The sequence below is a fragment of the Flagellimonas sp. genome (genome assembly GCF_965222555.1).
Classification (GTDB): Bacteria; Bacteroidota; Bacteroidia; order Flavobacteriales; family Flavobacteriaceae; genus Flagellimonas.
In genome coordinates, this window is the sequence record NZ_CBDCUG010000001.1 from 86,193 (window position 1) to 111,097 (window position 24,905).

Below are 24,905 nucleotides of genomic sequence, written 5' to 3' on the forward strand. Positions count from 1 at the left end.
ATTTAATGCGGTCTCAACCTCATGATCGTACCGCCATCTACACCTATATAAATAAAACCGTCAGGTCCCTGTCTAACTACGCGTATTCTTCTTTCAAAATCCTCCAATAGCCGTTCTTCATGAACTACTTCTCCATTTTTAAAAACCAGTCTATTCAGGTGTGTCAAGGCCATCGCGCCAATAAATAGGTTATCCTTCCATGGTTTAAATTTATCTCCTGAATAAAACTCCATACCACTGGGAGCAATTGATGGGGTGTAATAATGTACAGGCTGCTCCATACCCTCTTTATGTGTAATCCCATCGCCAATTGGAGTATCATCATAATCAATACCATGACATATTATGGGCCATCCATAGTTAAGACCTGGTTTTACTAGATTTAGTTCATCACCTCCTTTTGGTCCATGCTCGTGCAACCATAGTTCCTTGGTTTTCGGATGAAGAGTCAATCCTTGCGGATTTCTATGCCCGTAACTCCAAATTTCAGGTTTGGCATTCTCAACATCAACAAATGGATTATCCTGGGGTATTCTGCCATCATCGAAAATTCGCATCACCTTCCCTAAATGATTGTTTAGGGTTTGGGCAGAATCCTTTAGATCATAGCGGTCGCCCATGGTAAAAAATAAATATCCATCTTTCAGCACCATCCGTGAGCCATAATGACTGGGAGATTTGTAAAAAGGAAAAGCCGTAAAAATGCGTTGGATGTTAATTAAAGAATCACCTTTAAGTTTGGCCCTATCTATCGCCATTGAGCTGCTAATTGAATCACCAATGGAATGCGAGAAATACAGCCAACCATTCTTCCCATAGTTAGGATAAGTAAGTATGTCCAACGCCCCACCATCTCCGCGGGAATATGATTTTGGAACCCCTCTGAGCCTCTTTTTCTCCCCAGAGTCAATATCTACTTGAATTATTTCTCCTGAAAATCGGTCAGTGACCAGCATATTTCCATTTGGGAGAAACAACATTCCAAAAGGAACACGGATACTGTCCGTTACTTTTTCCAACTTAAATTCCAGCGCTTCACTTTTATAGGTTTGCGCATCTTCCCTATGCCTACATCCAATTACAATCAGTCCAAAACAAATCATTAGCGAAGTGAGAAATCCTTTATTTATCATAGTCCAGAAAATTAGTTTTCTGACAATTTCCTGCTCACATAAAGAATTGACTATCTCATTTAGATAAAACTGTGATGGATTTATAAATTCATCATATTCACGTGTAGTTGAAAAATTCTTTTGGAACTTTTAATACTCAAAACAACAATTGACATTTAGTAGAATCTAATTTTAGAATGTCAAAGCTATTCCACCTTTACAACCTCAGAAAGGAAAATGGGCTTCCCATCCGTTGTATAACCATGGACACTGATTTCAAAATTGCCCACATTATCACCTGTATAAAAACTTAATTTGGTCTGTTCGGTATTCATTTTAAGTGATGGCTCCCAAAACAGCTGATATCTAAAATCAGGGAATTTTCTTTGTGCTTCATTAACGGTAGCCGAATATCCTTGAAAAAAATATTTCTTTTTAGCTAGAGGTGCCAAAAAGGTTGCTTTATGCGCAGTGCCATCGTCTTTAAAGGAATCAAAATTTCTATCACTTGTAGTTATGGACATAATGCCATAAAATATTTGAGGGCCCATATAGTGTTTATCCCTTGAAATGGATACGCTCACTATCTTCTTAATATCATATTCCAACAACTTGCTGATGTCTTCAACAAAAATTCCATCAATGAACACCATGGGGACTTCGTCCGAGTCCACAAAAAAGGACTCTCTTCCCCTAATATGAATTTGATCGGTTCCTTTTTCTTTTTTAATCCAAACATTGTCCAAAATCTCAACAATGGTTTCCTTGAGCGTCGAAAATTGTTGGTATTCTTTTAAAATATATGTCTCTGATAAATTATGGAGTAACTTGTTCGAAACATCTCCAATAAGGACACTATCATTTCTTTTATGAAAATAGGCGCTTTCAATTTGATTGTGTACACTTCGCTCCAAAATGGTTTTGCCCATTTCCCGTGAAATACCAAGTTCTTTAAACGCAAGGTCATCGTAACTGACAGGATTTGGTTTATCCACAACAATTAGTTTATTGCCAGTATTGTCTCCCAAAACTCGTAACTCAATTTCATTGTTCCGCTCTGCTTCATTTAAATTCACATAAAACTTTCCGTTGGAATCCGTTTTTGCCGTTTTGATAATCGGATAGGTCTTGGAAAGAGAAATAGCTATTTCCTGGTTGGGCTGCGGAATTCCTTCTCTGGACACGACAGTTCCCATAAGTAGTTCTCCGCGTAATTCTGGCAGATAAACATAGTCCCCAAGCTTTGTTTTGTTCAACCCGATTTTTCTATCGGGCTTTAATTCTTGCGGATTTGGGGGTGAAAACCTTGGAAGGGAATCCAGTTTCCTAACTGAGATTGAAAAATTTGCTTGAATTAAGGGTTGGTTATCGTTTATAATCTCAAAATTTACCAATTCGCGCTTACGGTACATCTTTTTAGAAAGAACAAGCTTAAAATCATCAGTTACAGACCGGCTTGAAGATTCAACACTGGATGATTCTTTTAAAACTGTATCCGAGGGCTTTCTTTCTACATTTGTCAATATGGAGTCGGGTACTTCATTGAGCAAAACTTCAACCAATTCTTCTTTGCTGTATTTTTGTTTGGGTATGCTAATCTGATAATATTCAGGTTCTTTCCTCAAGGTACTATCAGATTCTATTTTTTGCGTTAAAGTGTTGGAATTAACCAATCCGTCCAGCTCAAAAAGCTGTATAGACTCATCTAGCCCTTGATAAGGGTTAACTATGGCAATATCAGCGTTAAAGAAGGTTTCCTGTCCCATATTTCGCATCCATTGGGTATATCCAATCAATTTATAGCTTCCAGAGGGAACTGTAGTGGGAATAAAAAAATCGCCCTGACCCAGTCCAGAAGAAAGCTTAATCTTATGTTTAAATACTACTTTGCCATCACTTCCCACCAATTCAACATAGGCAATCTTGCTAATACTGCTTGGTGTACTCCTTTCAGCTTCCAAGCAATATACTTTGTAATACAGGTATTCCCCCGTAAGCAAAAACGTATCGTTGATATGAATATGGATATGTTCCTGTGGTATAGATCGGTAACCCTCCAGTTCATTGGAGTTTTTTAATAGATATTGACTGTACAAGGACTGGTAAATGCCCGTACACATCAATAAAACTAAAATTACCGTTCTTTTCATATCATATGGTTTACTCCTCCCAAAAATCAGGTGCTATGTTAGTGCCCAAAGCAGTACAGTCACCACAGGCCCTAGGTTGAACAATATATGTAACTCCCCCATTACCATTATCAAGAAAACCTGCAAGGCTAACTCGTTGATCCCTCACAAGTCTGGCCAACTCTTGCCGATCGGGAACAGCCGTTTCCGGGCATTCTTCAACAAATTCGGGTAGCGCTTGATTTGGGAAAAAATCTGCATAATTGAAAAAAGTCCGTTGTTCCGATACCGATGAAACTTCAAAAATACCCACGACCCTTTCATTGGAACCATCTTCAGGAAAGATATTACCTATGATAAATCCCGGTTGACTTTGAGAAAATAAACTCCCAGAAGTTGAAAACTCGCTTACCTTTTCATAAAATTCATAGGCTTCCCTGTTCAACACAGATTGCTTAACCAAAATGCTATATCGATGGGAAATGATGAAATTATCTTTTGCCAAGAACCTCACTGCAAATCCCGTTACCCTATCTTCAGAGGCGCTAGTTGTGTTGGTCAGGATTATACTATTGGACTTCGCTGTGGCATAACACACTCTCTTCTCTTCTGAATGCGGTAAATCCGTTACATTCAATGGGTTTTCACTCACTATCACCAATTCATTTGGTCTCCACTTCGGTGCTATTACCTTGTAAGTTTCTTCAAATTCATATTTATAATACACTGAATTTCCAGTAGGGTCAAAACTATCCACATTGATGTCAACTCCTTCTAGTCCGCTATCTGTTTGCGTAAACGCGGCATAAACATTGTCAATTTGTGTGACCTGTGGCAACCGAGATGGTTGTGAACTGTAGTTCTTCCCATCGGAAGTGGTTATGTGTAGTTCATAATCAATATTGGCTTGTGCGGCAAAAATTATATCGGACCTATATCTCCCTGGCTCCACTTCTGTAAAAGAGTATTCCTGTTGATTGTTGATTAGAATTCTCAGTTGAGCAGACTGCTCGGGAATGGGTTGTTCAGTATCCGATTGAGAGGAACGACTCAATAAAATTTCATGGGTTTTAAGTTCGTTGGTAATGGTGGCATCGACCACCAACACACTGTTCGATCCCATGACATCTATTGACAATGGTTCTGTACACGCATATAAAAGGACTATCGCAAAAAGCAATGCTCTTAATGTAAATTTTCCTTTATTTAAGTTTGCACAGAACATAGATCAGAACTTAAAATTATATGTGATTGTCGGCACAGGAATGGAAAATATGGAGCTTTGGTATGCCTGCAATTTTCCATCCTCGGTAACAAAAAATACAGAATATGGGTTATTTCTTCCCAGTACATTATAAATTGAAATATTCCAAAAGCTGTGGGCGAACTTTTTAATCTTATGGTTTCCTTCAACATTAAAACTCAAATCCAATCTATAGTAGTCTGGAATCCTAAACTTATTTCTATCACTGAATAAAGGAAATTCAGCTCCATCCAAAAAATATGTTCCAATGGGAAAGGTAACTGGTCTTCCGGTCTGATATACAAAGTTGGCAGAAAGGCTAAACCTTCTTGTGAACTTATAATTGGCCACCAAACTCAAATCGTGTGGTTTATCAAAATTGGAAGGAAAATAATCGCCATTGTTCACTCGTTCCTCAATAAATGGACTATCCAATTTTGTAAATGACCTTGAATAGGTGTATCCAAGCCATCCATTAAGTCGACCCTCATTCTTTTTTATCAAAAATTCTATGCCATATGCTTTTCCTTCCCCTTGGAGCACCTCAGTTTCTATAGATTCATTTAATAGCAACTGGGCGCCCACCTTATAATCCAAAAGGTTTTTGGATTTTTTGTAATATCCTTCCAAGCTCAGTTCGTAATTACTATCATCCAAATTTTTAAAAAGTCCCAGTGAAAATTGTTCTGCTCTTTGGGGTTCAACATTTAAATCGGACAACTTCCATGTATCGGTAGGTGATACCGTAGTATTGTTAGATAGCGTATGTATATATTGATAGGTGTTATTGTAGCTGGCCTTTACAGAAAAATCAGGGAATAAAAAATACCTCCCCGAAAGTCTTCCCTCCAGGCCGCTGTATGTTTCTATAATTTCATTAGAGCCAAATTCACGGACTTCTAGCAATGTACCCTCACTTTTTGGTGCATTGTCATCGTAAATTGGTTGAGAAGATTCGCCAAGTGCAGCAAACAAGGAATATCTTAATCCAATATCAAAAGATAGCTTTTCATTGACTTTAAAGTTGTCAGAAACAAAAACAGCCGATTCAAGTCCCTTTTCCTTTTGTATTTCCAAAGGGTCGATTATTGAGTTGGAGCCTAGAGGGTCTATGTAACCAGGATCCACATTGTACAGTTTTCCAGAAAAACCATAATTGAGATTATGCGAATCATTGAAAAGGTTCAACATTTTTAATTTCAGTTCTGTTTCATTGATTCTATATCCCAAATCGAAATTCTTGTCTGCGTCACCATCAAATTCAATATTAAAATCATACTGGCTATTGGAAAGTGATACGCCCAAAGTGTTCTTTTCGTTTATCTGATGGTTCCATTTTAATGAGAAAAGTCTGTTTTTATAGCTATATATTGAATCCGATGTAATGCTAAAAGCATCTCGACTGAGATAAGCCGTTGCTTCAAGACTATTATTTTCATTTAGCTTGTCGTTGTATTTGGCAATAAGGTCAAAAAAAGAGGCTTCGCTGTTTTTAAGTTCTTCATCGTCCAGGGCGCGCAAAATCCAATTGGAATAGGTGGTTCGTCCGCCAATTAAAATTCCTGATTTGTTTTTTACAATCGGAGTTTCAATGGTTAGATTACTTGTGACAGGACCTATAGCGGCCTCGCCTGACAGCTTTTCCGTGTTTGCTTCCTTTGTTCCAATATCAAAAACCGAGGACAGCCTGCCTCCATATTCCGAAGGAATGTTTCCTTTGTAGATGGTCACGTTACCGGTAACAAAAGGATTCAATGCCGAAAAAATACCAAAGAAATGACTGGGATTGTAGATTACAGCCTTGTCCAGTAAAAATAGATTTTGGTCCGTACGCCCCCCACGAACATTGTACCCCGAAGATCCTTCTCCAGCGTTGGTTATACCTGGCAATGTAATTGCCGTCTTTAGAATGTCCCTTTCACCAAGCACCAAAGGAATTGTTTTTATTTCTTCAACATCCAGTTCCACTACACCTGTAATCACATTTTCCACGTTTTTGATCCTGTTGCTTTCCACAACAACCTCATCAAGTTGTTCAGCACTGTCCATTAAATCAAAATCCAAACGACCATCATTGTACATAATCACTTTTTTCCTGGAAGTCTCAATCCCAATCGCTTGGGTTTCTATAACATTTATGCCCGTTGGAAGCTCAATTTCGTAATACCCCTCATTATTGGTTACCGTACCCAATGATAGTTCTTCAACCACAATGGCCAAATTAGGAATCGGTTCCCCTGTATTGGAGTTCTTTACAAATCCGGTAAGCTTATATTTTTCCTTTTTCACCCCTCTTCGCTGTCTACCAATACGAACAATCTCAAGTTCAGTATTCTGTTGTTCCTTTTCTTCTAAATAAAGTGATGGTTCTTCGATGGCCTGTGGAGAAATTGGTATGGAATCAGAAGTTCTTTCCATTTTATCTTCCAGGAAAAGAAAGCTTTGGGGCAATTGGTCCTGAATCACCACATTGGAAGTCAATATTACGGTGCCCGAATTCAATAGATAAAAATTGACTGTAGTATTTTTAAGTACCTCTCTCAAGATTTCAGCAATGGGAGCATTATTGAAATCACCTGATATCAACTCAGTCCCCAACCATTCTTCATCATAATAAAAATCATAATCAGACTTTTCCTCAATCTGCAAAAGAACCTCTTTTATTGTCTTATTTTCAAAGGCTATCGAAATATTTTGGTCAGTTGACTGAGCCCACGACCATTGACCTAATATTAAGGTCATTATCAATGTTCTCCATATACACCCGCCTCTATTCATCATGACTTGTACGGCTTAGTTGTTCTTCAAGAAAGTTCACTAACACATCAATAGAGGCATCATCAATCAATTTTGAACCTCGTAATGACTTGCCGAAAGCTGATTTCAGTCCGTCTTTATACTGTGGAAAAATAGACTCAATGTCCTTTATCTTTGTAATGTAAAAGAGTTCACCTCCATACTCTAAGGCAAAAGTAGGGGCCAAATCTTCAAATTCATGATAAGCGGAGGTGGTTCCCAAATTTTTGAGCAATCTCTTCCTATGTTTTTTAAAAACACTAAAATGAGGGGTTGTTCGGTAGATTTCATAAAACCCAGAAGTATTTTCGTCCCCAGTAAACCATTTTGGAATATTCTTGAATCTAACGCCCTCAAATTCAAAGCTATCTATCTTGCTCTTGCGTAAAAGCAATGGAGCTCCACCCAATTGGTTTTTAACCTGAAGGATTAGGTCATCCCCAAATACATCATATTTTAGTTTAAGGTTATAGTAAGCTTGATTGTTGAAATAAACAGCTCCTTCTTTAAACTCTGGAGAAATAAAAAACTTGGTTTTAGCACTTTTCATGCGATGCTTTTCCACATAAACTTCCCCATAATGCAGCTCAGAACTTTCTACGCCTGTAATTTGGTCAAACCAGTCATAAACGAAAATTCTTTTGTCAGAATTTTGAGCATTCGTTATTTGTATTTGACCAATAAAAACAATTAAAAAGAAAAGTAACTCAAGAGTTTTCTTATTGGTCACGACACCAATAAAAAACAGGAATGTGGTATAACAATACTTCATATACAATTAACAAAAATTCTATTTGTAACGAAATATTGAGTAAGAAAAGTAAAATGCTCTTAAATGTAGGTTTTATACCCTATACAAACAAATTTAAATAGTTATAAAACCGAATTCATTTATTCAACTCAACTTTTGGCAAAATGTTCTAAAACTTGGTGCTGAATATACAAATCGGTTAAATTTTACGTTGTAGGTAAAAACCTACATCAAAACAGTATAATTATGACAAATATGTAAGCATCAATTTCTGCCGACACATTGGACTACGAGACACTTATGAAAACAGGTAAATCAGTACCAATAAATACGTATTCCATGCAAAATGCAGTTTCTTCAGAAGAAAGACTTAACAAATCCGTTGGTTTGATCGTAATTTCATCCCTGACGGCCTTCATACTTTTATCCATTTTAATCTTATGGATTGGTCGAAATGAATTTACCACATTCACTTGGCTAGTAACAGGTATTCTTATAGCTTCTATCCTAGCCACTGGAATATATGCTTATGGGAATATTAAAAAAATGCTTTATGCAGGTAAACTTCTCTTGCAAAATGATGCCAAAAACAAAGCAATCCTTAAAAATGCCGCTGACGGTATTGTAACCTTAAGCCAAGATTGGACCATCTTATCCTATAATAGGACCGCCGAAAGTTTATTTCAATATAAGTTCGAAGAAATAAAAGGTAAAAAAATTGATGCGCTATTGACTCATCAATCGGATGTGCCTCATGAAGGGGTTGGGGATATTCAACTTACCAATAAGAGTCAAAAAATTACGGGTCAAAGAAAAGACGGAACCCTATTTCCCGTCCATTTATCACTAACTGAAGTCAATATAAATGGTACCACAATACTGACAGGGGTATTCCGGGACCTTACAGATGAAATTCGACAACAGGAGGAAATTGATAAAAGGACAGCTGAAATTGAAAAACAGAACTGGATAAAAACTGCCATTTCCCAAGTTTATGAAACCACCAAAGGGGTTCAGGATATTACCGTTTTAACTACCATTGTATGCGGAGTAATCAGCAAACTTTTAAAAGCTTCCGTAGGAACTTTTTATTTAAACGAACATTTGTTCAATCCTGAATCCAACCAACTAAAATTATATGGCAGTTATGCTTTTAAAAACACCACTGGGTTACCGGATAGCTTTAAGTTTGGTGAAGGTCTTGTCGGTCAATGTGCTCATGAAGGAAAATCGATTACAATCACCAATATTCCTGAAGATTATTTGGAAATAAATTCAAGTGCAGGAAAAACCATACCAAGGGAAATCTCCATAATCCCCATTAAACATAACAGAGAAATAATTGGGGTGATGGAGTTCGGTACCCTTACCAGCTTTAATGATGCGCAACAAGAGTTTATTAGCGAAATCAGTTCCTCTATTGGAATTATAATTAAAGGTGTGGTTGAACGAGCCAAAACCGAAGAGCTCTCCATTGAGGTCAACAACCAAATTTCGGCCATCAACCGGTCCAATGCGGCTATAGAATTTGATCTTGACGGGAACATTCTCACGGCCAATGATCTTTTCTTGGATCTAATGGGGTATTCCTTGGATGAAATTAAAGGAGTTCACCACAAAATATTTGTTGAACCCAGATATGCCAAATCAAAAGAATATAAGGGATTTTGGAAGGAATTAAAGGAAGCTGAATTTAAACAAGGGGAGTTTGAACGTAGAGGAAAAGATGGCAAAACTATATGGATACAAGGGTCTTATAATCCAATACTTGATGTGGAAGGTCGCCCCTATAAAGTCCTTAAAGTTGCCGTTGATATTACAAAACAAAAAGAACAACAGATAAAGACCGAAGAACTCTCTGTTGAAGTCAACAACCAGATTTCCGCTATTAATCGTTCCAATGCCGCAATTGAGTTTGATCTTAACGGAAACGTGCTCACAGCGAATGAGCTTTTCTTGGATTTAATGGGATACTCCTTAGATGAGATAAAGGGCAAGCATCATAAACTATTCGTTGGAAATGCCCATTCCAAATCAAAAGAATATCAAGAATTCTGGCAAGAACTCAAAAAAGGTACGTTTAAACAAGGAGAGTTTGAGCGGAGAACAAAGGACAGAAAACCTGTATGGATCCAGGGGTCATATAACCCCTTACTTGATGCCGAGGGGCAACCCTATAAAATTCTCAAAATAGCTGTTGACATTACGGAGCAAAAGAAAATCCAGTTTGAGGTGCAAAAACAGAAAGAAATTGTTGAAGCACAGGAAGAAGAACTAAGGGTATCCAATGAAGAATTGACCAAACAGGCCAACCAGTTACAAGCTTCCGAAGAAGAATTAAGGCAACAGCAGGAAGAATTGGAAAAAGCCAACGTAATGCTGGAAGAGAAAGCCCAACAACTTGAAGAACAGCATCGGTACACAGTTGAGAAAAATGCAGCTTTGGAACAGGCCCAAACCGCTTTGGTCATTAAAACGGAGGAGCTTGAAAAAAGCGGAAAATACAAATCGGAGTTTTTGGCCAATATGTCACACGAGCTTAGAACACCGCTCAATAGTGTAATCATCCTTTCCAAACTGCTTCAAGACAATAAAACGGATAATCTAACCGAGAAACAAATCGAGTTTGCACAAATCATCAACAAATCTGGAGAAGATTTGTTAAGCTTGATCAATGAGGTACTGGACCTGGCCAAAGTGGAATCTGGAAAAATAGAATTGGAAATTGAGCCCCATGATTTACGTTCTTATGCTAAAGAAAGCCAGAAAACTTTTATAGCCATTGCAGAAGATAAAAATGTCAATTTTGTATTGGATGTTGACGACTCCCTTCCAGAAACTTTCTGCACCGATAAGCAACGGTTAAATCAAGTCGTTAAGAACCTACTCAGCAATGCCTTTAAATTTACCGATCAAAAAGGTACCGTTACATTAGCATTCAAAAACAGTAAAACACTCTCAAAATTTACAAGCCCAACTCTTTTAAAAAGTGAGCAGGTGTTACAAATTGCGGTAACGGATACGGGAATAGGTATCGCTCCTGAAAAACTTGAATCGGTATTTGAAGCTTTTGTTCAAGAAGATGGAACCACACAAAGAAAATACGGAGGAACGGGGCTTGGACTCAGTATTTCCAAAGAATTGGTAAAACTACTTGGTGGGGAAATCTTTGTGGAAAGCGAAATAGGAAAAGGGTCTACCTTCACGCTCTTTTTACCTTTTGTTGGAGAAGAGGTCAGTGAATCAAAGCCCTCTACAAAAAATACTGATGAGGAAAACCCAACTTCCACTGTTGAGCCTGAGTCCACTCTTAAAGACGATGTTGTTGAAGAATTGGTAGAAACAAAAGCTGGAAAGAAAGTTTCCAATAAAAAGCTTGAGGCCGTAATTGCAGACGATAGAGATTTACTTGTGGAAGGTGATAAAACACTCCTCGTTGTCGAAGATGACCTTCAGTTTGCCAAGGTACTTTTAGATCAAGCTAGGGAAAATGGCTTCAAAGTACTTGTGGCCAATCAAGGGGACAAGGCCTTGGAACATGTAGAAGAATATCTTCCCAATGCCATAATATTGGATATGCAACTCCCCGTAATGGATGGGTGGACAGTGCTTAAAAAACTTAAAGCAAATGAAAAATATGCTCATATTCCTGTTCATGTGATATCTGGTATAGACAAAACAAAACTTGGTCTGGAGTTGGGCGCGGTTGAATACTTAGTCAAGCCAATAGCCCTTGATACACTAGAGCGGACCTTTTCCAATATATCAAAAACCATTTCTGGTACCGATATGAAAAAAGTGCTAATCATCGAAGATGATGAATCCAATAACAAAGCACTGCAAGAAATGGTGAAAAGCAAACAATTGGAAGCCGTAGCTGCCAAAAATGCCAAAGATGCACGTAAGCTGTTTAAAACTGAGCACCCAGACCTGGTCGTTTTAGATCTGGGACTACCCGATATAGATGGCATTGAGTTATTGGAAGAACTTAAAATGCAGAAAAAAGAGGTCCCTGTAATTGTGTTTACCGGTAGGGAATTGACAAAAAAAGAACTGAAGCAGATAGAACGTCATAAGGACACTTCCGTAGTCCTAAAAACTACAAGGTCCTATGATCGACTTTCGGAGGAGACAGAGCTTTTTATGAACATGCTCAATTCAACACAAACGGACTATAAAGTATTGCCTCCCAAAGAATTTGCTTCGGAAGATATCATTAAAGGCAAGCGAATACTTATCGTGGATGACGATATGAGAAACATCTATGCACTGGAAACAGTGTTGGAGGAAGAACAGGTTGAAGTAACTATTGCCACCAATGGCGAAGAAGCTGTGGACGAAGTAAAAAATGGTGAGTTTGACGCTGTGTTAATGGACATTATGATGCCTGTAATGGATGGATACGAAGCCACAAAAAAAATTAGGGAACTGGGACACAAAAAACTTCCAATCATCGCTTTGACGGCAAAAGCCATGAAAGGAGATCGTGAAAAGTGTTTGGAGGCCGGGGTAAGTGATTATATGTCCAAGCCCCTGGACGTAGAAAAGTTATTGTCATTATTGAGAGTTTGGCTATATAAATAATGGAAGTACTACTAGAAATCTCGCAGGATGAATTGGCGGACTTTATAGATATGTCCAACAATCTTTATGGTCTGGATTTTTCGGGATACGCCCAGGAATCTTTGAGAAGAAGGCTATTGCGACTTATGAAATTGAAAGAGTGTGACACATTTGGTGCATTCAAATACTTTATGGTCAATCAAAAACTAACAGATGATGAGCTTTTGAACGAAATAACGGTCAATACTACCGAAATGTTCAGGGATTTTGAGGTTTTCAAATTTTTGAGGGAAGAATTGTTCGGTTTTTTGGAGACCTACCCCAGAATCAATATTTGGCATGCCGGGTGCTCCACTGGAGAAGAACCTTTAAGCCTTGCTATCCTGTTAAAGGAACATGGATTGCTAAAACGTTCGGTTCAATATTGTACAGATATCAATTCTGAAGTACTGAACCATGCAAAAAAAGGGATTTATGGACTTAAAGAGATGAAAGAATACTCCATCAACTATATCAAATCGGGTGGTGCATTTTCATTGTCAGATTACTATGTAGCCAACTATGGCAGGGTAAAAATGAACAAAGAATTAGGTCAGAACATGATTTTTACCAAACATAGCTTGGTAAATGGTTCCTCATTCAACCAAATGCATATGATCATGTGCCGCAATGTCTTTATCTATCTGACCACAGAACAACAAAATAAAGTGCTACGCTTATTCATGGACAGCCTAGCCCCTCGTGGCTATCTTATTTTGGGAGCAAAGGAAAGTGCAGTTTTTTCAACTGTTTTTAATGAACTGGAAACAATCAATGGCAAGCTCAAAATATATAGAAAAAAAAGGTAGCCCAGAACCCATTAAAGTGGTTCTGTTTTGTGGTTCTTCCGGTGCAATAGATGTATTGGAGAGTTTTTTATTGCAAATAAAACAGGACCTAAAAGCAGCAATTGTGGTGCTATTGCACAGAAAAACCGGATCGCAAGATTACCTAGCAAAATATTTAGGTAAAAAACTATCTATAAAAGTGCAAACTGTTGAACATGGAACATCCTTGAAAAAAGGTATAGTTTATCTAGCTCCGGCCGGATACCACTGCATTATGGAAAAAAATATGACCCTTAGTCTAGATCTTAGTGAAAAAGTCATGTTTTCAAGGCCTTCTGCTGATGTTTCGTTGGAATCTTTTTCTTTCAATTTGAAAGAACAATTGATAGTCATAATAGTCAGTGGAGCAAATGCCGATGGTGCAAACGGAGCTAAATGGGTAGCTAAAAGAAATGGAAAATTAATAGTTCAAGCGCCTGAAGAGGCCTTTGCAAAAACAATGCCCAGTGCGGTGCTTGAGGCCGTGGACAGGGTTGACCACATAGTATCAACAAACGAACTTTATAACACTGCCGCTAAATATTTTTGAAATGGACAAAGCAAAAATTCTAATTGTTGATGATCTGGTAGAGAATTTATATTCTCTGGAACAGATTATTGAAAAAGAGGACCGGGAAATAATTTCGGCCACCAGCGGAAACGAAGCTTTAAAATTAGCTAGGAAACACGAATTTGCCTTGGTCATCACCGATGTTCAAATGCCTGAAATGAACGGCTTTGAGTTCGTAGAAATCTTTAGGAGCAGAAAGACTACCCAAAATGTTCCCGTAATATTTGCCACGGCAATAAATAAAGAGAAAGAGTATGTCATAAAAGGATATTCCGAAGGTGCCGTGGATTATCTGTACAAACCTTTGGATCCAGATATTGTATCCGCAAAAGTGGACATTTTTGTTACGCTCTACAACCAAAAAAGAGCTTTGGAGCAGCAGTATCAGGAGTTGTGCGCCTTGAATCAACTTAAAAACAAATTCCTTGGAATAGCTGCTCACGACATAAGAAACCCACTGGCAATTATAGAATTTTACTCCAAATCATTGCTCAAAGAACTAGGTCCTATTTTGAACGACCCTACCAAAATACAAGAATTGGAGAACATTTTTATTTCTACAAAGTTTGCCCAAAATCTGGTGAACGACTTTTTGGACATTAGCAAAATGGAATCGGGAAATATTGAACTTGAGGAGGAAATGGTAAATGTCCATCATTTCCTGGAGAGCAATATTCTATTCAACCAAGTCTTTGCAAGTAAAAAGAATATCAACCTCATTGGAGAAATCGAAGTTGATGGCCTTGAGGCTGCTTTTGACAAAAATAAGATGAACCAAGTTCTCAACAACTTGATTACCAATGCTATAAAATTTTCCCATCAAGACACTACAATACACCTAAAAGCGCAAAAGAAAGGAGATTATTTGTTGCTGTCCATTGAGGATGAAGGACAGGGCATTCCCGAAAAAGAAATAACCCATTTGTTCGATCCTTTTGCAAAAACATCCGTGAAATCCACCGCAGGTGAAAAAAGTACAGGACTTGGACTCATGATCGTAAAGAAAATAGTGGATGCCCATATGGCAGAAATAACGGTAACCAGTAAAGTTGGAACTGGGTCTTGCTTTAACATAAAGCTTCCCATAAAAACATTGGAGCCTACAGAGGCTGCATCAACCAAAACAAATGGTCAAGAGATCCACGCTACTGATGAAAAATTAAATATTGTTGTTGTAGATGATGATATCCTTATGCGTACACTATCTGAAGTGGTTTTCAGCAAAATTGGTGGAAATATCACTATGCTCGAGGATGGTGAAGCTCTACTTGACCAGGTGGACAGTATAGGTCCCGACCTGATTTTCACAGATATCAATATGCCGGGCATAAGCGGTTATGACCTAGCCAAACAAATTAGGGACAAAGGTATTGACATTCCCATTTTTGGATTGACCGGTCTGGTCAATGATGAAGTCCAGGCACTTTCAAAAAAATCAGGAATTGACGGGGTATATGAAAAACCTCCCGTAGAAAATTTGTTGAAACATTTAATTTCCCAGATTTATGAAGAACGCTTAGCATAGGTAGGCCTTTTAGGAGAATCCATACTAAGTACCATTTATCCTTGATATTATCCTCTTTTTTGGGGTTCTAAGATTGATTCCATAAATCCGTTTATTTCAAATGCATTTTCATGCCTTCATGTGAGGCTATAAAACCAAGCTTTTTATAAAAGTTTAAAGCTTCTGGTCTTTTTTTATCGGTTGTTAGCTGTAAAACATGGGCTTTTCTTTCTTTGGCTCTTTCAATGGCCCACAGCATCATTTTTTGACCAAGCCCCTCCCCTCTTTGATCTTTGCGTATTCTTACCGCTTCAATTTGGGCCCTCACGCCCCCTCGGTACGTTAAATATGGGATAAAAGTCAATTGAAATGTCCCTAGAATAAGATTATCATTGCCTTCAACAACAATCAACTCCTGATTATCGTCGCTATTTATACTTTCAAAAGCAGTATAATATTCTTTAGGGAGTGGGTCTTGAAAGTTTTCGCGCTGTTTTCCCAACTTATCATCGGCAATCATTTGCACAATTGATGGTACATCATTTTTTGTCGCTTGTCTGAATTTCACATCCATATCTTCATAATTTTGGTACTGACCTCAGCCTATTGATCAACGTAATGAATAACAATAGTATAAAAGCTATGCCAAACCTAAACTGCATGACATAACTATGGTGTTTTTTAAACTTAATTCTTCAATTCTTAAAACTTAAATAAGATTTGAAATTTTGACCAAACCAGAAACAATATTATTGTTTACATCTACACCATTGAAATTCCCTTCCACCTCTTTGTTTTTGTCAATGAAATCCATTGCATTGATATAAATGGATGTTTTTTGCAAATAAAACATTCCTGAAATGGAAAAATCAAGGTTCAATATCTGCCCTTTGTTCAATACAAGAACCTTATCGTCCTCAATAATTATGGAATCATTTAAACTAACAATGTTGTAGTGGTATTTCTCTATTCTTAGTTTTAATTCATGATTGCTTCCTCCAGTAATGAACTCAAAAACATAATCACCTGCCGACTTAGTCAAGATCTGTGCGTAGGGACTTTTCTTCGAAAACCTCAGCGGATTTTTTCTTATGTTGCTTTCCACGACCAACCTAATCTTATTTAATTCTTGACAAATAATGGGGTCAAATGATTTGCTATTTACCTCTTCCTCAATTTCTGCTTTGGAGCTGAATTTCTTAAGAATCATTTTTCCTGCAATGGCCCTATCATACTTATCAAATCCAGAATAGGTCCCTATAAGATAATGTCGTTCATTTGGGGACGATTTTCCGATGAAAAAAATGAATTTTGCACCTTCACTTTTCTTGTTTCCCACAAAGTATTTGGTGTCAAAATGTGCAAAGTCTTCACTCTGACTGATCGTTCCGTAGAATGTATATACACCCCGCGCGCCATTTTCATCCACGTATACATATATCATTTCTACGGTTTTCCAATCATTATAGATGACCACCTGGCCCTTGTTCATCTTATTGTCCTCCCCAAAATAATAACACACGTAATAATGATCTATTAAACTTCCCCTTCTGCTAAGTAGTTCAAATTGTTTATCGCGTTGTTTGGGGGTAAACAAACCACTTTCAATAAATTCGATGACATCCCTGTACCCCAAATAATTAAAAAAGAGTGATCTATATTCCCTACTGATTTTGATAATTGGTTTGCCAGAAGACACCTCCCGATGCTTGTTATATAGGTACTTTCCATTCACATACCCTCGAAGAACGAGTTCCAAATCATTTTTTAGATTGGCTTTTTCCAAATCATAATTTCCAAAGCCATATAGTTGGGAATCTTTGTAGTTGCCATCAATTTTATGTGACTCTTTAAAATGGGCTATCACCTTATCCAACAGTACATTGAAGACCTGTTTAGTTAACAATAACGTTTCACTTTCATTTCTTTTCAATAGATTTTCCATTATTTTCCAGAATATATAATTGGAATTACTAAAATATAATATAAAATTCGGAAAAAAAATTTAGGAAAATAACCCTATCTATATTTAACCAACTAATTTATAATCAGATAACCAATGCTACGACCAGTTTTATTACTAATACTATTTATACCTTTCTTCGGTTTCTCTCAAAACATTGAGGTTAGCGGTAAGGTTCAATCTGCCGATGGTCCACTTTTGGGTGTATCCGTAGTTGAAAAAGGAACTACAAATGGCACTACAACAGATTTTAAGGGCAATTATGCTATAAGGGCCCACTCCGGTGCTACCCTGGTCTTCTCCTATCTGGGGTTTAAAACCTTGGAAATCACAATTGATGGCAATACCTTAAATGTAACCATGGAAGAAGATGCCTCCAAACTTGAAGAGGTTGTTGTTAAGGGGTTCGATAATGTAGTGGGTAGAGCTAGACGACGAGCCGAATCCGTGCAATCCATTCCTGAGTCAGTGGTCACCTTCACGGCACGGGCCATAGAAACCAAAGGGATAAATAATGTTCAAACCTTCGCAGACCAAATTCCAAATGTAAATTTTACCACTTCACAGAACATTGGCAACAATTTTATCACTGTCAGGGGAATTTCGCATATCAGAAATGGAGAATCGCCCATTGCCTTTGTGATTGACGGAGTGACACTACCAGATGCCAATTTGATTAACCAAGAATTGTTTGATTTGGCGTTGATAGAAATTGTAAAAGGTCCTCAGGGAGCTCTTTATGGTAGGAATGCCATAGCTGGTGCAATCAACATTGTTACCAATGAGCCTACCAATACATCTAGAAACAAGATTCAATTTGGTTATGCCAACGGAAATCTCTTGCAAGCACAATTATCATCCACAGGACCATTGGTAAAAGACAAACTTTTCTATCGAATTTCAGGTTCCTATAAAAAAGGAGATGGTTTATTGAACAACGTTACTTTAAACACCGCTCCGGATTTCGTGGAAGATTTGTCCATAAGAGGTCAGTTAAAAGCCGTTTTATCATCTAATACCACCGCCACGCTAACCGGACAGTACATCGATGCCGAAGCAGGAGCAGTGTATTATGCCTCTCCAACAACAGGGAATGCAAATATTGATCCTGATGATTTTGACAACCTTGCCATTCAAGGAGATCAATTTGGGCGCTCCACTTTGGATGCGATCTATGGTAATCTCAAGTTTGACTTTAACCTAGGCGATGTTCGATTTACCTCCTCCTCTTCCTATAATAAAGGAGAACGTAATCATATTGGTGACCTGGATTTCACACCTGCGGATGTTTTACGGCAAATTCAAGATAGCAACACGGAAACCATCAACCAAGAATTTCGACTGAGTTCTACAGCCACCGATAGTAAATTTAATTGGGACCTTGGTGCTTTCTATCAAAAATTGGACAAGCAGTTAATCACAGATGCAACCGCAGATTTTGGCTTTTTTGCACCACCTTTTGAACCTACCGGAACCCAATCCAGATTGGCTATTGGAAACTTTACAAATACCTATAACACTATTGCTGCATTTGGATTTATGGACTTTCAGGTTTCGGACAAGTTGACCCTTTCAGCCGGACTTCGGTTTGATCGGGATAACATTCAACAAGACAACGTAACCGAAAACACCAATCCGGAAAAAACAGATACCCAACTACAACCTAAACTTTCCTTGGCCTTAAAAGCAACTGACGATATGTTGCTCTATGCCAACTACGGTCGAGGATACAGAACCGGAGGTTTTAACCAAGGAAATACGGTGCGATACAATTCAGATTTTGAAGCGGAAACCACCGATAATTATGAGATCGGAATGAAAAATAGTTTATGGGATGGCCGTTTTATACTGAATCTTTCAGGGTACTATATTGACTTCAGCAATCAACAATTGTATGCCCTTGTGCTAGATGGTGGAAATGGAAACATTCTCATTGGCAATTTCAATGTTCCAGAAAGTGAATCCGTTGGATTTGAAGCGGATTTAAAATTAAGAGCAACTAATTGGCTGGACATTCTAGGTAGTTATGGGGTAAGCAAGGCCAGAATAACAGAAGGTACATCCACGGTGAGTACCGGGGCAAACGAAACCATAAATGTGTCTGGCAACAACACCCCGCTTGTACCACAGGACAGTTATAGTTTTGGATTAGAATCGAGTTTTGATATAGCGAAGAATGTTTCATTTAATGGAAATATCAATGTGGAAGGAACAGGGCAAATATATTGGCATGAAGATAACGAAGCTGTGTCTTCAGGATATAGTCTTTTGAATGCAAGACTCGGGCTTACCTTCGATAATTTTTCAATAAACCTTTGGGGGACCAACCTCACCGATACAGAGTATATAACAGAGTTTTTTGCACAAACGTTTTCCAATGGTGGTTCTGATCTTGCTTGGCTAGGTCAACCAGCAACCTATGGGGCCAGTATAGGGTACAAGTTCTAATTCTTGTCCACAACAATACTATTTGAGTTAGTTTAAGTGACCCAATGCAATTGCAAAGCCACTAAAACCCATTAGTGGCTTTCTTTAAAATTTATTAATAAAATTATGAGAGTCGCAACAGATATAGGCGGGACTTTTACGGACCTGGTATGCTTGGAATTTGACAGAAAAACGGGTAAACCAACTGGAGTAAAAGTCGCAAAATCAGATACCACACCTTCCAATTTTGAACAGGGCATCTTGGATACCATAGAGAAAGGGAATGTGGATTTAAAGGAAATTGAGTTCTTTGCCCATGGTACCACAGTGGTCATTAACGCACTCACCGAACGTAAAGGCGCAAAAACGGCCCTGATAACCACAAAAGGATTTCGGGATGTTTTGGAGATTGCCCGCTGTAACAGACCCGACCTGTTCAACTTCAATTTTGTGAAACAACCTCCCTTCGTCCCCAGATATTTAAGATTTGAGGTAGAAGAACGAATGAATTATAAGGGTGAGGTTATCAAAGAGTTGAATATGGCAACCCTAAAGGCTATTCTAAAAACCTGTAAGGAAGAACAGGTTGAAGCCATTGCTATATGCCTTTTACATGCTTATAAAAATCCGCGACATGAAATCGAGCTTGTTCAAAAATTGTCAAAGCTCGATAATACCGTTGAAATCATTGCATCTCATCAAGTCACCCGAGAGTGGCGTGAATATGAACGAACCAGTTCAACCGTCCTTTCAGGCTATGTCCTTCCTATTGCGAAAAAATACTTGAACCAGCTTAAAGAAAAATTAAAGAACCAAGGACTAAGAGACACCCCTTACATTATGCAATCCAATGGGGGGATCACCACTTTGAACGATGTAAAGAGTAATCCAATTACCATGGTGGAATCCGGCCCTGCCAGTGGTGTTTTTGGCGCTATTGCCCTGGGAAAGGTCATTGGTAAAAAGAACTTAATCGTTTTGGACATTGGTGGAACCACGGCAAAGTGTGCTTTGGTGGAAAATGGTCAGGTAAAAATAACAACCAACTATAAAATAGAACATTCAAGAACAGAAGCGGGTTATCCCATTCAAACCCCGGTAATTGATATTGTTGAGATTGGCAACGGAGGAGGAAGTATTGCATGGATAGATGAAGGGAATAAAATGCATGTTGGCCCAAAGAGCGCCGGAGCTATGCCAGGTCCTGCCGCTTATGGTCGTGGTGGAAAAAACCTGACCACAACGGATGCCAATATTATCACTGGACGCATACATCCCGATTATTTTTTGGGAGGTGACCTCCAACCCGATTATCCAAGTATTGAAAAAGCTTCCAAAGCTTTATGTGAAAAACTGGATGCATCAAAAGAGGACATCGCCAAGGGTATTCTTCGAATAGCCAATTCCAATATGGTCAATGCCTTAAAGCTTATTTCAGTGAACAAGGGTCACGATCCTAGGGATTTCACCATGGTTGTCATTGGCGGTGGAGGTTCAATGCATGGAGCAGACCTTGCAAGGGAGCTTCAAGTATCAGAACTGATTGTTCCACCACATGCCGGCGTGTTTTCCGCATTCGGAATGCTAATGTCGGATATACGACGAGATTTTATCAGGACCAATGTGATAACTCTGGAGCCAGAAAAGAGAGCCATCATCCAATCCACCTTTACAGAAATGGAAAATGAGGCAATTAAGAACTTCAAATTGGATGGTTATGCTCGCGATGATATCAAGTTCACCTATTATACAGATCTACGCTATGCTGGTCAAGAGCATTATGTAAAAGTGTTGTTGTCCGGCTTTGACGACAATACTCCGTTGGATACCATAATCCAGTATTTCCACAAAGAGCATAAAAAACACTACTCCTTTGAGTTAGAAGCCCCAGTTGAACTGGTAAACTTTCATTTGGTTGCCGAGGTGGTTGTGGACAAACCTGACTTTCCAAAGTTGGAGAACACGGACAGAAAAGTTGAAGAAGCACTCTTTGACACCAGGGAGGTCGATTTTGATGATTTAGGAATTCATCAAACCGCATTTTACCACAGACACCTCTTAGAACCAAAAATGAGAATCAAGGGACCTGCTGTGATTGCCGAAAAAGCCACAACCACCCTGGTTACCCCTTTGCATGTTGTGCACGTTGACGAGTATGGAAACCTAATCCTAACCTTACAAAAAGTCTAGCTATGGAAAAGTTTACCTTAGAAATCATACAGGATGCACTGGTTGCTGCAGGTGATGAAATGTTTCAAACCTTACAGCGTACCAGCATGAGTCCCATCATATACGAATCACTGGACTATGCCGTAGGCATAACCGATGCCAAAGGGGAACTTTTGGCCCAGGGTAACGGGGTAACCGCATTTTTGGCGGCCTTGGATTCAGTAGTACGAGCTACACTGGAAAAATTCAATGGAAAAAACGCTTTGAAGGAGGGAGATGTGGTCATTGCCAATACACCCTATGCAGGGGGAGGCACTCACCTTTCCGATGTTTCCGTAATATTTCCTGTTTTTTATAAAGATGAACTAGTTGCGTTCACGGTCAACAAAGCGCACTGGACCGAATTGGGAGGAACCTTTCCAGGTTCGGTCTCTACTGTGGCCACAGAAATTTTTCAGGAAGGACTACACTTCCCTTTCATAAAAGTTAGGGAAAAAGGCAAAATCAATGAGGCCATTATTGACCTCATAAAATCCAATGTACGACTACCGGATAGCACCCTTGGCGATCTATATGCTGGAATTGCAGCAGCAGAAGTAGGTGCAAGAAGGGTGATTTCAATTATTGAAAAATATGGCCTGAAAACATTCATAAAGGCCAAGGAAGACTTCCTCGATTATGGGGAGCGAATGTGCATTGAAGCTTTAAAGAAGATTCCAAATGGAGTATATGAAGGAATAACCGAAATTGAAGACAATGGTTTTGGTGAAGGCCCGTTTCCCATCAAAGCCAAAATTAGCGTAACTGACAACGAGTTTATAGCTGATTTTAATGGTTCGCACCCTCAGGTTAAAGGAGCAACCAATCTAGCCTTTAGTGGATTGGTCACGGGTTGTCGAAGTCTTTTTAAAGCCATAACCACACCACAAATGGATGCCAACGGAGGAGCCTTCAGGCCCATGAAAGTCATCTGCGAACCAGGAACCATAGTTAGTGCCGAAGCACCTTCGGCTGTATCAGTTTATTACGAGGTTTTGATTACTTCCATAGATTTAATCTGGAAGATTTTGGCGCCCATGATTCCAGATAAATTACCTGCCGGGCATTTACGCTCGGTCTGTGCCACTTTCATTTCAGGGATGCATCCAGACACTGGGCAGTTTTACATTCAAGCTGAACCGTTGGCTGGTGGATGGGGAGCTTCAGCTTCACATGATGGAAACCGTGGGCAGCTCTCTTGCGGGAGTGGGGAATCCTACAACATTCCTATCGAAATCCGTGAAATGCGCTATGGTATTCAGGTAGAACAGTATGCCTTTCATAATGAAGGTGGTGGGTATGGTGAATTTCAAGGCGGCAATGGACAATATGTTGATTATAAAATTGTATCCAACGGTGCTCATGTCACCGCTGCCTTTTTGGGTGAAAAAACAAAAACTTGGGGTATGAATGGAGGACATGATGGATCGTACAATTATTTCATGATCATCCGAAATGACGGCACACGGGAAAGACATAACCTAGGGACCAACATCGCCTTGGAAAAAGGCGATGTTGTACGATGCGTTACCGCAACCGGTGGTGGTTATGGAAATCCAGAAGACAGAGCAAAAGAGAAAGTCCTTTTGGATGTAAAAAACGGCTATATCTCGAAAAAAGAAGCAAAGGAATTCTATAATATCTAACATGGAAGACGCTCTAAAAATAATGTACCTAAACCCAGTTGGCTTCGATGCATATGACGCTTTTTTTGCTGAGATGATCAAGGAAAACAAGTATTCAAGTACTGAAGTACATGTCACCTCTTTACAACCAACTGTGGGTCAAATGGATAACCTAGAATACAGGACCTATAATGCACTCATAGCATCTGATCTAATCAAGGCCACGAGACAAGCCTCCATTGAAGGTTTTGATGCTATGATTATCGGTTGTTTTTATGACCCCCATTTGTTGGATGCCAGAGAAATTTCGGGAGATATGGTGGTTGTTGCTCCTTGCCAATCCTCCATCGAGATTGCACTAAGGTTATCAAACAGATTTTCAGTGATTATCGGTCAAAAAAAATGGGAACATGAAATGCATTCGACCATTAAAGAATATGGTTACGGGGAGCATTTGGCATCTTTCAGGGATGTTGGCATGAATGTATGTGAGTTTCAAAAAGACCATGACATCACGGCTAATAATTTGTTTACTGCCGCGGAAAAAGCTGTTAAAGAAGATTTCGCAGAATCCATTATATTAGGATGTACCTGTGAATTTGGGTTCTACAAAGAAATTCAGGAAAAACTTAAAGTCCCCATTATAGACCCTTCTTTGGCTTCTTTGAAGCAGGCAGAACAGGCAGCTATTCTGAAAAAACAATACGGATGGAAACCATCAAGAAAATGGAGTTGCGAGCCACCTTCTGAACAAGATATTGAACAATTTGGACTGTTTTCTGAACCCTATCAATTTGGTAACCGAATCATCGTGAGTTAATGGAGGTAAAAAAAATCACATATCCAAAACCAAATGAGCATTATAACAAATCGCTTTTTCATGTTCAAAAAGAACAAACGGAATTTCAAATGGGAACGGTATACCTAAAAAAAGGGTCAAGAATCCCAGAAGAAGGGTTTACCAGGCATCCAAGCCATGAGATTTCCATTATTCAACGGGGAAATATTGAAATGCTCAATGAAAATGGTTCGATCAGAGGCTACCTGAAATCAGGAGATGTAGTATATCTGGAAGCTTTTGAGCCTCAGGCCGGCAATGTTTTAGAGGATACCGAACTCATTTATATCTTAATTAAGGCATAAGATT

At 38.8% G+C, this 24,905-nt stretch carries 16 protein-coding genes; 9 read left to right on the plus strand and 7 right to left on the minus strand.

Going from position 1 to position 24,905, the window contains the following annotated elements:
• Positions 1-2: 2 nt before the first annotated feature.
• The 5 genes from ACOQO1_RS00330 to ACOQO1_RS00350 form a co-directional block, all read right to left on the minus strand.
• Entirely contained in the window at positions 3-1,133 is a 1,131-nt protein-coding gene (locus tag ACOQO1_RS00330; RefSeq protein WP_420600903.1) for a PQQ-dependent sugar dehydrogenase, read from the minus strand.
• Positions 1,134-1,318: 185 nt separating this feature from the next.
• A complete protein-coding gene (locus ACOQO1_RS00335) occupies positions 1,319-3,262 on the minus strand; it encodes a hypothetical protein (protein WP_420600904.1) in 1,944 nt (647 codons plus the stop codon).
• Between the two features lie 10 nt (positions 3,263-3,272).
• Positions 3,273-4,466, minus strand: coding sequence for a DUF4249 domain-containing protein (locus ACOQO1_RS00340; protein WP_420600905.1), 1,194 nt, complete (start codon positions 4,464-4,466; stop codon positions 3,273-3,275).
• A gap of 3 nt (positions 4,467-4,469) precedes the next feature.
• Positions 4,470-7,226 carry a carboxypeptidase-like regulatory domain-containing protein gene (locus ACOQO1_RS00345; RefSeq protein WP_420600906.1) on the minus strand — a complete coding sequence of 919 codons (2,757 nt, stop codon included), beginning with the start codon at positions 7,224-7,226 and terminating at the stop codon, positions 4,470-4,472.
• Positions 7,227-7,254: 28 nt separating this feature from the next.
• Positions 7,255-8,052, minus strand: coding sequence for a hypothetical protein (locus ACOQO1_RS00350; RefSeq protein ID WP_420600907.1), 798 nt, complete (start codon positions 8,050-8,052; stop codon positions 7,255-7,257).
• A gap of 318 nt (positions 8,053-8,370) precedes the next feature.
• Here ACOQO1_RS00350 and ACOQO1_RS00355 point away from each other — a divergent pair, with 318 nt between their 5' ends.
• Genes ACOQO1_RS00355 through ACOQO1_RS00370 form a run of 4 tightly spaced genes read left to right on the plus strand, consistent with a single transcriptional unit; the run spans position 8,371 to position 15,556 of the window.
• The gene (locus ACOQO1_RS00355; RefSeq protein WP_420600908.1) at positions 8,371-12,615 is read left to right on the plus strand and encodes a response regulator; all 4,245 of its coding nucleotides are present in this window, start codon (positions 8,371-8,373) and stop codon (positions 12,613-12,615) included.
• On the plus strand, positions 12,615-13,442 hold the full coding sequence (locus ACOQO1_RS00360) for a CheR family methyltransferase (RefSeq protein ID WP_420600909.1): 828 nt from the start codon (positions 12,615-12,617) through the stop codon (positions 13,440-13,442). Before ACOQO1_RS00355 ends, ACOQO1_RS00360 begins: the two co-directional genes overlap by 1 nt.
• Positions 13,408-14,010 carry a chemotaxis protein CheB gene (locus ACOQO1_RS00365; protein ID WP_420600910.1) on the plus strand — a complete coding sequence of 201 codons (603 nt, stop codon included), beginning with the start codon at positions 13,408-13,410 and terminating at the stop codon, positions 14,008-14,010. The genes ACOQO1_RS00360 and ACOQO1_RS00365 overlap by 35 nt, the downstream gene beginning before the upstream one ends.
• A 1-nt stretch (position 14,011) precedes the next feature.
• Complete coding sequence (locus tag ACOQO1_RS00370; protein WP_420600911.1) at positions 14,012-15,556, plus strand: response regulator; 1,545 nt, start codon at positions 14,012-14,014, stop codon at positions 15,554-15,556.
• A 91-nt stretch (positions 15,557-15,647) separates the two neighbouring features.
• Here ACOQO1_RS00370 and ACOQO1_RS00375 read toward each other — a convergent pair whose 3' ends face one another.
• Together ACOQO1_RS00375 and ACOQO1_RS00380 are read right to left on the minus strand one after the other, a co-directional pair.
• Positions 15,648-16,109, minus strand: coding sequence for a GNAT family N-acetyltransferase (locus tag ACOQO1_RS00375; RefSeq protein ID WP_420600912.1), 462 nt, complete (start codon positions 16,107-16,109; stop codon positions 15,648-15,650).
• A 135-nt stretch (positions 16,110-16,244) separates the two neighbouring features.
• Complete coding sequence (locus ACOQO1_RS00380; RefSeq protein ID WP_420600913.1) at positions 16,245-17,480, minus strand: hypothetical protein; 1,236 nt, start codon at positions 17,478-17,480, stop codon at positions 16,245-16,247.
• Positions 17,481-17,594: 114 nt separating this feature from the next.
• Between ACOQO1_RS00380 and ACOQO1_RS00385 the strand changes: the two genes are divergently transcribed.
• The 5 genes from ACOQO1_RS00385 to ACOQO1_RS00405 all read left to right on the plus strand — a co-directional run bounded on the left by ACOQO1_RS00385 (position 17,595) and on the right by ACOQO1_RS00405 (position 24,901).
• Positions 17,595-19,946, plus strand: a complete 2,352-nt coding sequence (locus ACOQO1_RS00385; protein ID WP_420600914.1) for a TonB-dependent receptor — start codon at positions 17,595-17,597, stop codon at positions 19,944-19,946.
• A 105-nt stretch (positions 19,947-20,051) separates the two neighbouring features.
• Positions 20,052-22,115, plus strand: coding sequence for a hydantoinase/oxoprolinase family protein (locus tag ACOQO1_RS00390; protein ID WP_420600915.1), 2,064 nt, complete (start codon positions 20,052-20,054; stop codon positions 22,113-22,115).
• Between the two features lie 2 nt (positions 22,116-22,117).
• Positions 22,118-23,779, plus strand: a complete 1,662-nt coding sequence (locus ACOQO1_RS00395) for a hydantoinase B/oxoprolinase family protein (protein WP_420600916.1) — start codon at positions 22,118-22,120, stop codon at positions 23,777-23,779.
• A gap of 1 nt (position 23,780) precedes the next feature.
• Positions 23,781-24,578 carry an aspartate/glutamate racemase family protein gene (locus ACOQO1_RS00400; protein WP_420600917.1) on the plus strand — a complete coding sequence of 266 codons (798 nt, stop codon included), beginning with the start codon at positions 23,781-23,783 and terminating at the stop codon, positions 24,576-24,578.
• Positions 24,578-24,901: a hypothetical protein gene (locus tag ACOQO1_RS00405; RefSeq protein WP_420600918.1), complete on the plus strand. Its 324-nt coding sequence runs from the start codon at positions 24,578-24,580 to the stop codon at positions 24,899-24,901. The genes ACOQO1_RS00400 and ACOQO1_RS00405 overlap by 1 nt, the downstream gene beginning before the upstream one ends.
• Positions 24,902-24,905: the final 4 nt, after the last annotated feature.

Bases quoted from the DNA above. Each gene is read 5' to 3' on its own strand.
- ACOQO1_RS00400 (WP_420600917.1), top strand. From the start codon at position 23,781: ATGGAAGACGCTCTAAAAATAATGTACCTAAACCCAGTTGGCTTCGAT.
- ACOQO1_RS00350 (WP_420600907.1), bottom strand. From the start codon at position 8,052: ATGAAGTATTGTTATACCACATTCCTGTTTTTTATTGGTGTCGTGACC.
- ACOQO1_RS00360 (WP_420600909.1), top strand. From the start codon at position 12,615: ATGGAAGTACTACTAGAAATCTCGCAGGATGAATTGGCGGACTTTATA.
- ACOQO1_RS00390 (WP_420600915.1), top strand. From the start codon at position 20,052: ATGAGAGTCGCAACAGATATAGGCGGGACTTTTACGGACCTGGTATGC.
- ACOQO1_RS00380 (WP_420600913.1), bottom strand. From the start codon at position 17,480: ATGGAAAATCTATTGAAAAGAAATGAAAGTGAAACGTTATTGTTAACT.
- ACOQO1_RS00330 (WP_420600903.1), bottom strand. From the start codon at position 1,133: ATGATAAATAAAGGATTTCTCACTTCGCTAATGATTTGTTTTGGACTG.
- ACOQO1_RS00370 (WP_420600911.1), top strand. From the start codon at position 14,012: ATGGACAAAGCAAAAATTCTAATTGTTGATGATCTGGTAGAGAATTTA.
- ACOQO1_RS00375 (WP_420600912.1), bottom strand. From the start codon at position 16,109: ATGGATGTGAAATTCAGACAAGCGACAAAAAATGATGTACCATCAATT.
- ACOQO1_RS00385 (WP_420600914.1), top strand. From the start codon at position 17,595: ATGCTACGACCAGTTTTATTACTAATACTATTTATACCTTTCTTCGGT.
- ACOQO1_RS00395 (WP_420600916.1), top strand. From the start codon at position 22,118: ATGGAAAAGTTTACCTTAGAAATCATACAGGATGCACTGGTTGCTGCA.
- ACOQO1_RS00345 (WP_420600906.1), bottom strand. From the start codon at position 7,226: ATGACCTTAATATTAGGTCAATGGTCGTGGGCTCAGTCAACTGACCAA.
- ACOQO1_RS00355 (WP_420600908.1), top strand. From the start codon at position 8,371: ATGCAAAATGCAGTTTCTTCAGAAGAAAGACTTAACAAATCCGTTGGT.
- ACOQO1_RS00405 (WP_420600918.1), top strand. From the start codon at position 24,578: ATGGAGGTAAAAAAAATCACATATCCAAAACCAAATGAGCATTATAAC.
- ACOQO1_RS00335 (WP_420600904.1), bottom strand. From the start codon at position 3,262: ATGAAAAGAACGGTAATTTTAGTTTTATTGATGTGTACGGGCATTTAC.
- ACOQO1_RS00340 (WP_420600905.1), bottom strand. From the start codon at position 4,466: ATGTTCTGTGCAAACTTAAATAAAGGAAAATTTACATTAAGAGCATTG.
- ACOQO1_RS00365 (WP_420600910.1), top strand. From the start codon at position 13,408: ATGGCAAGCTCAAAATATATAGAAAAAAAAGGTAGCCCAGAACCCATT.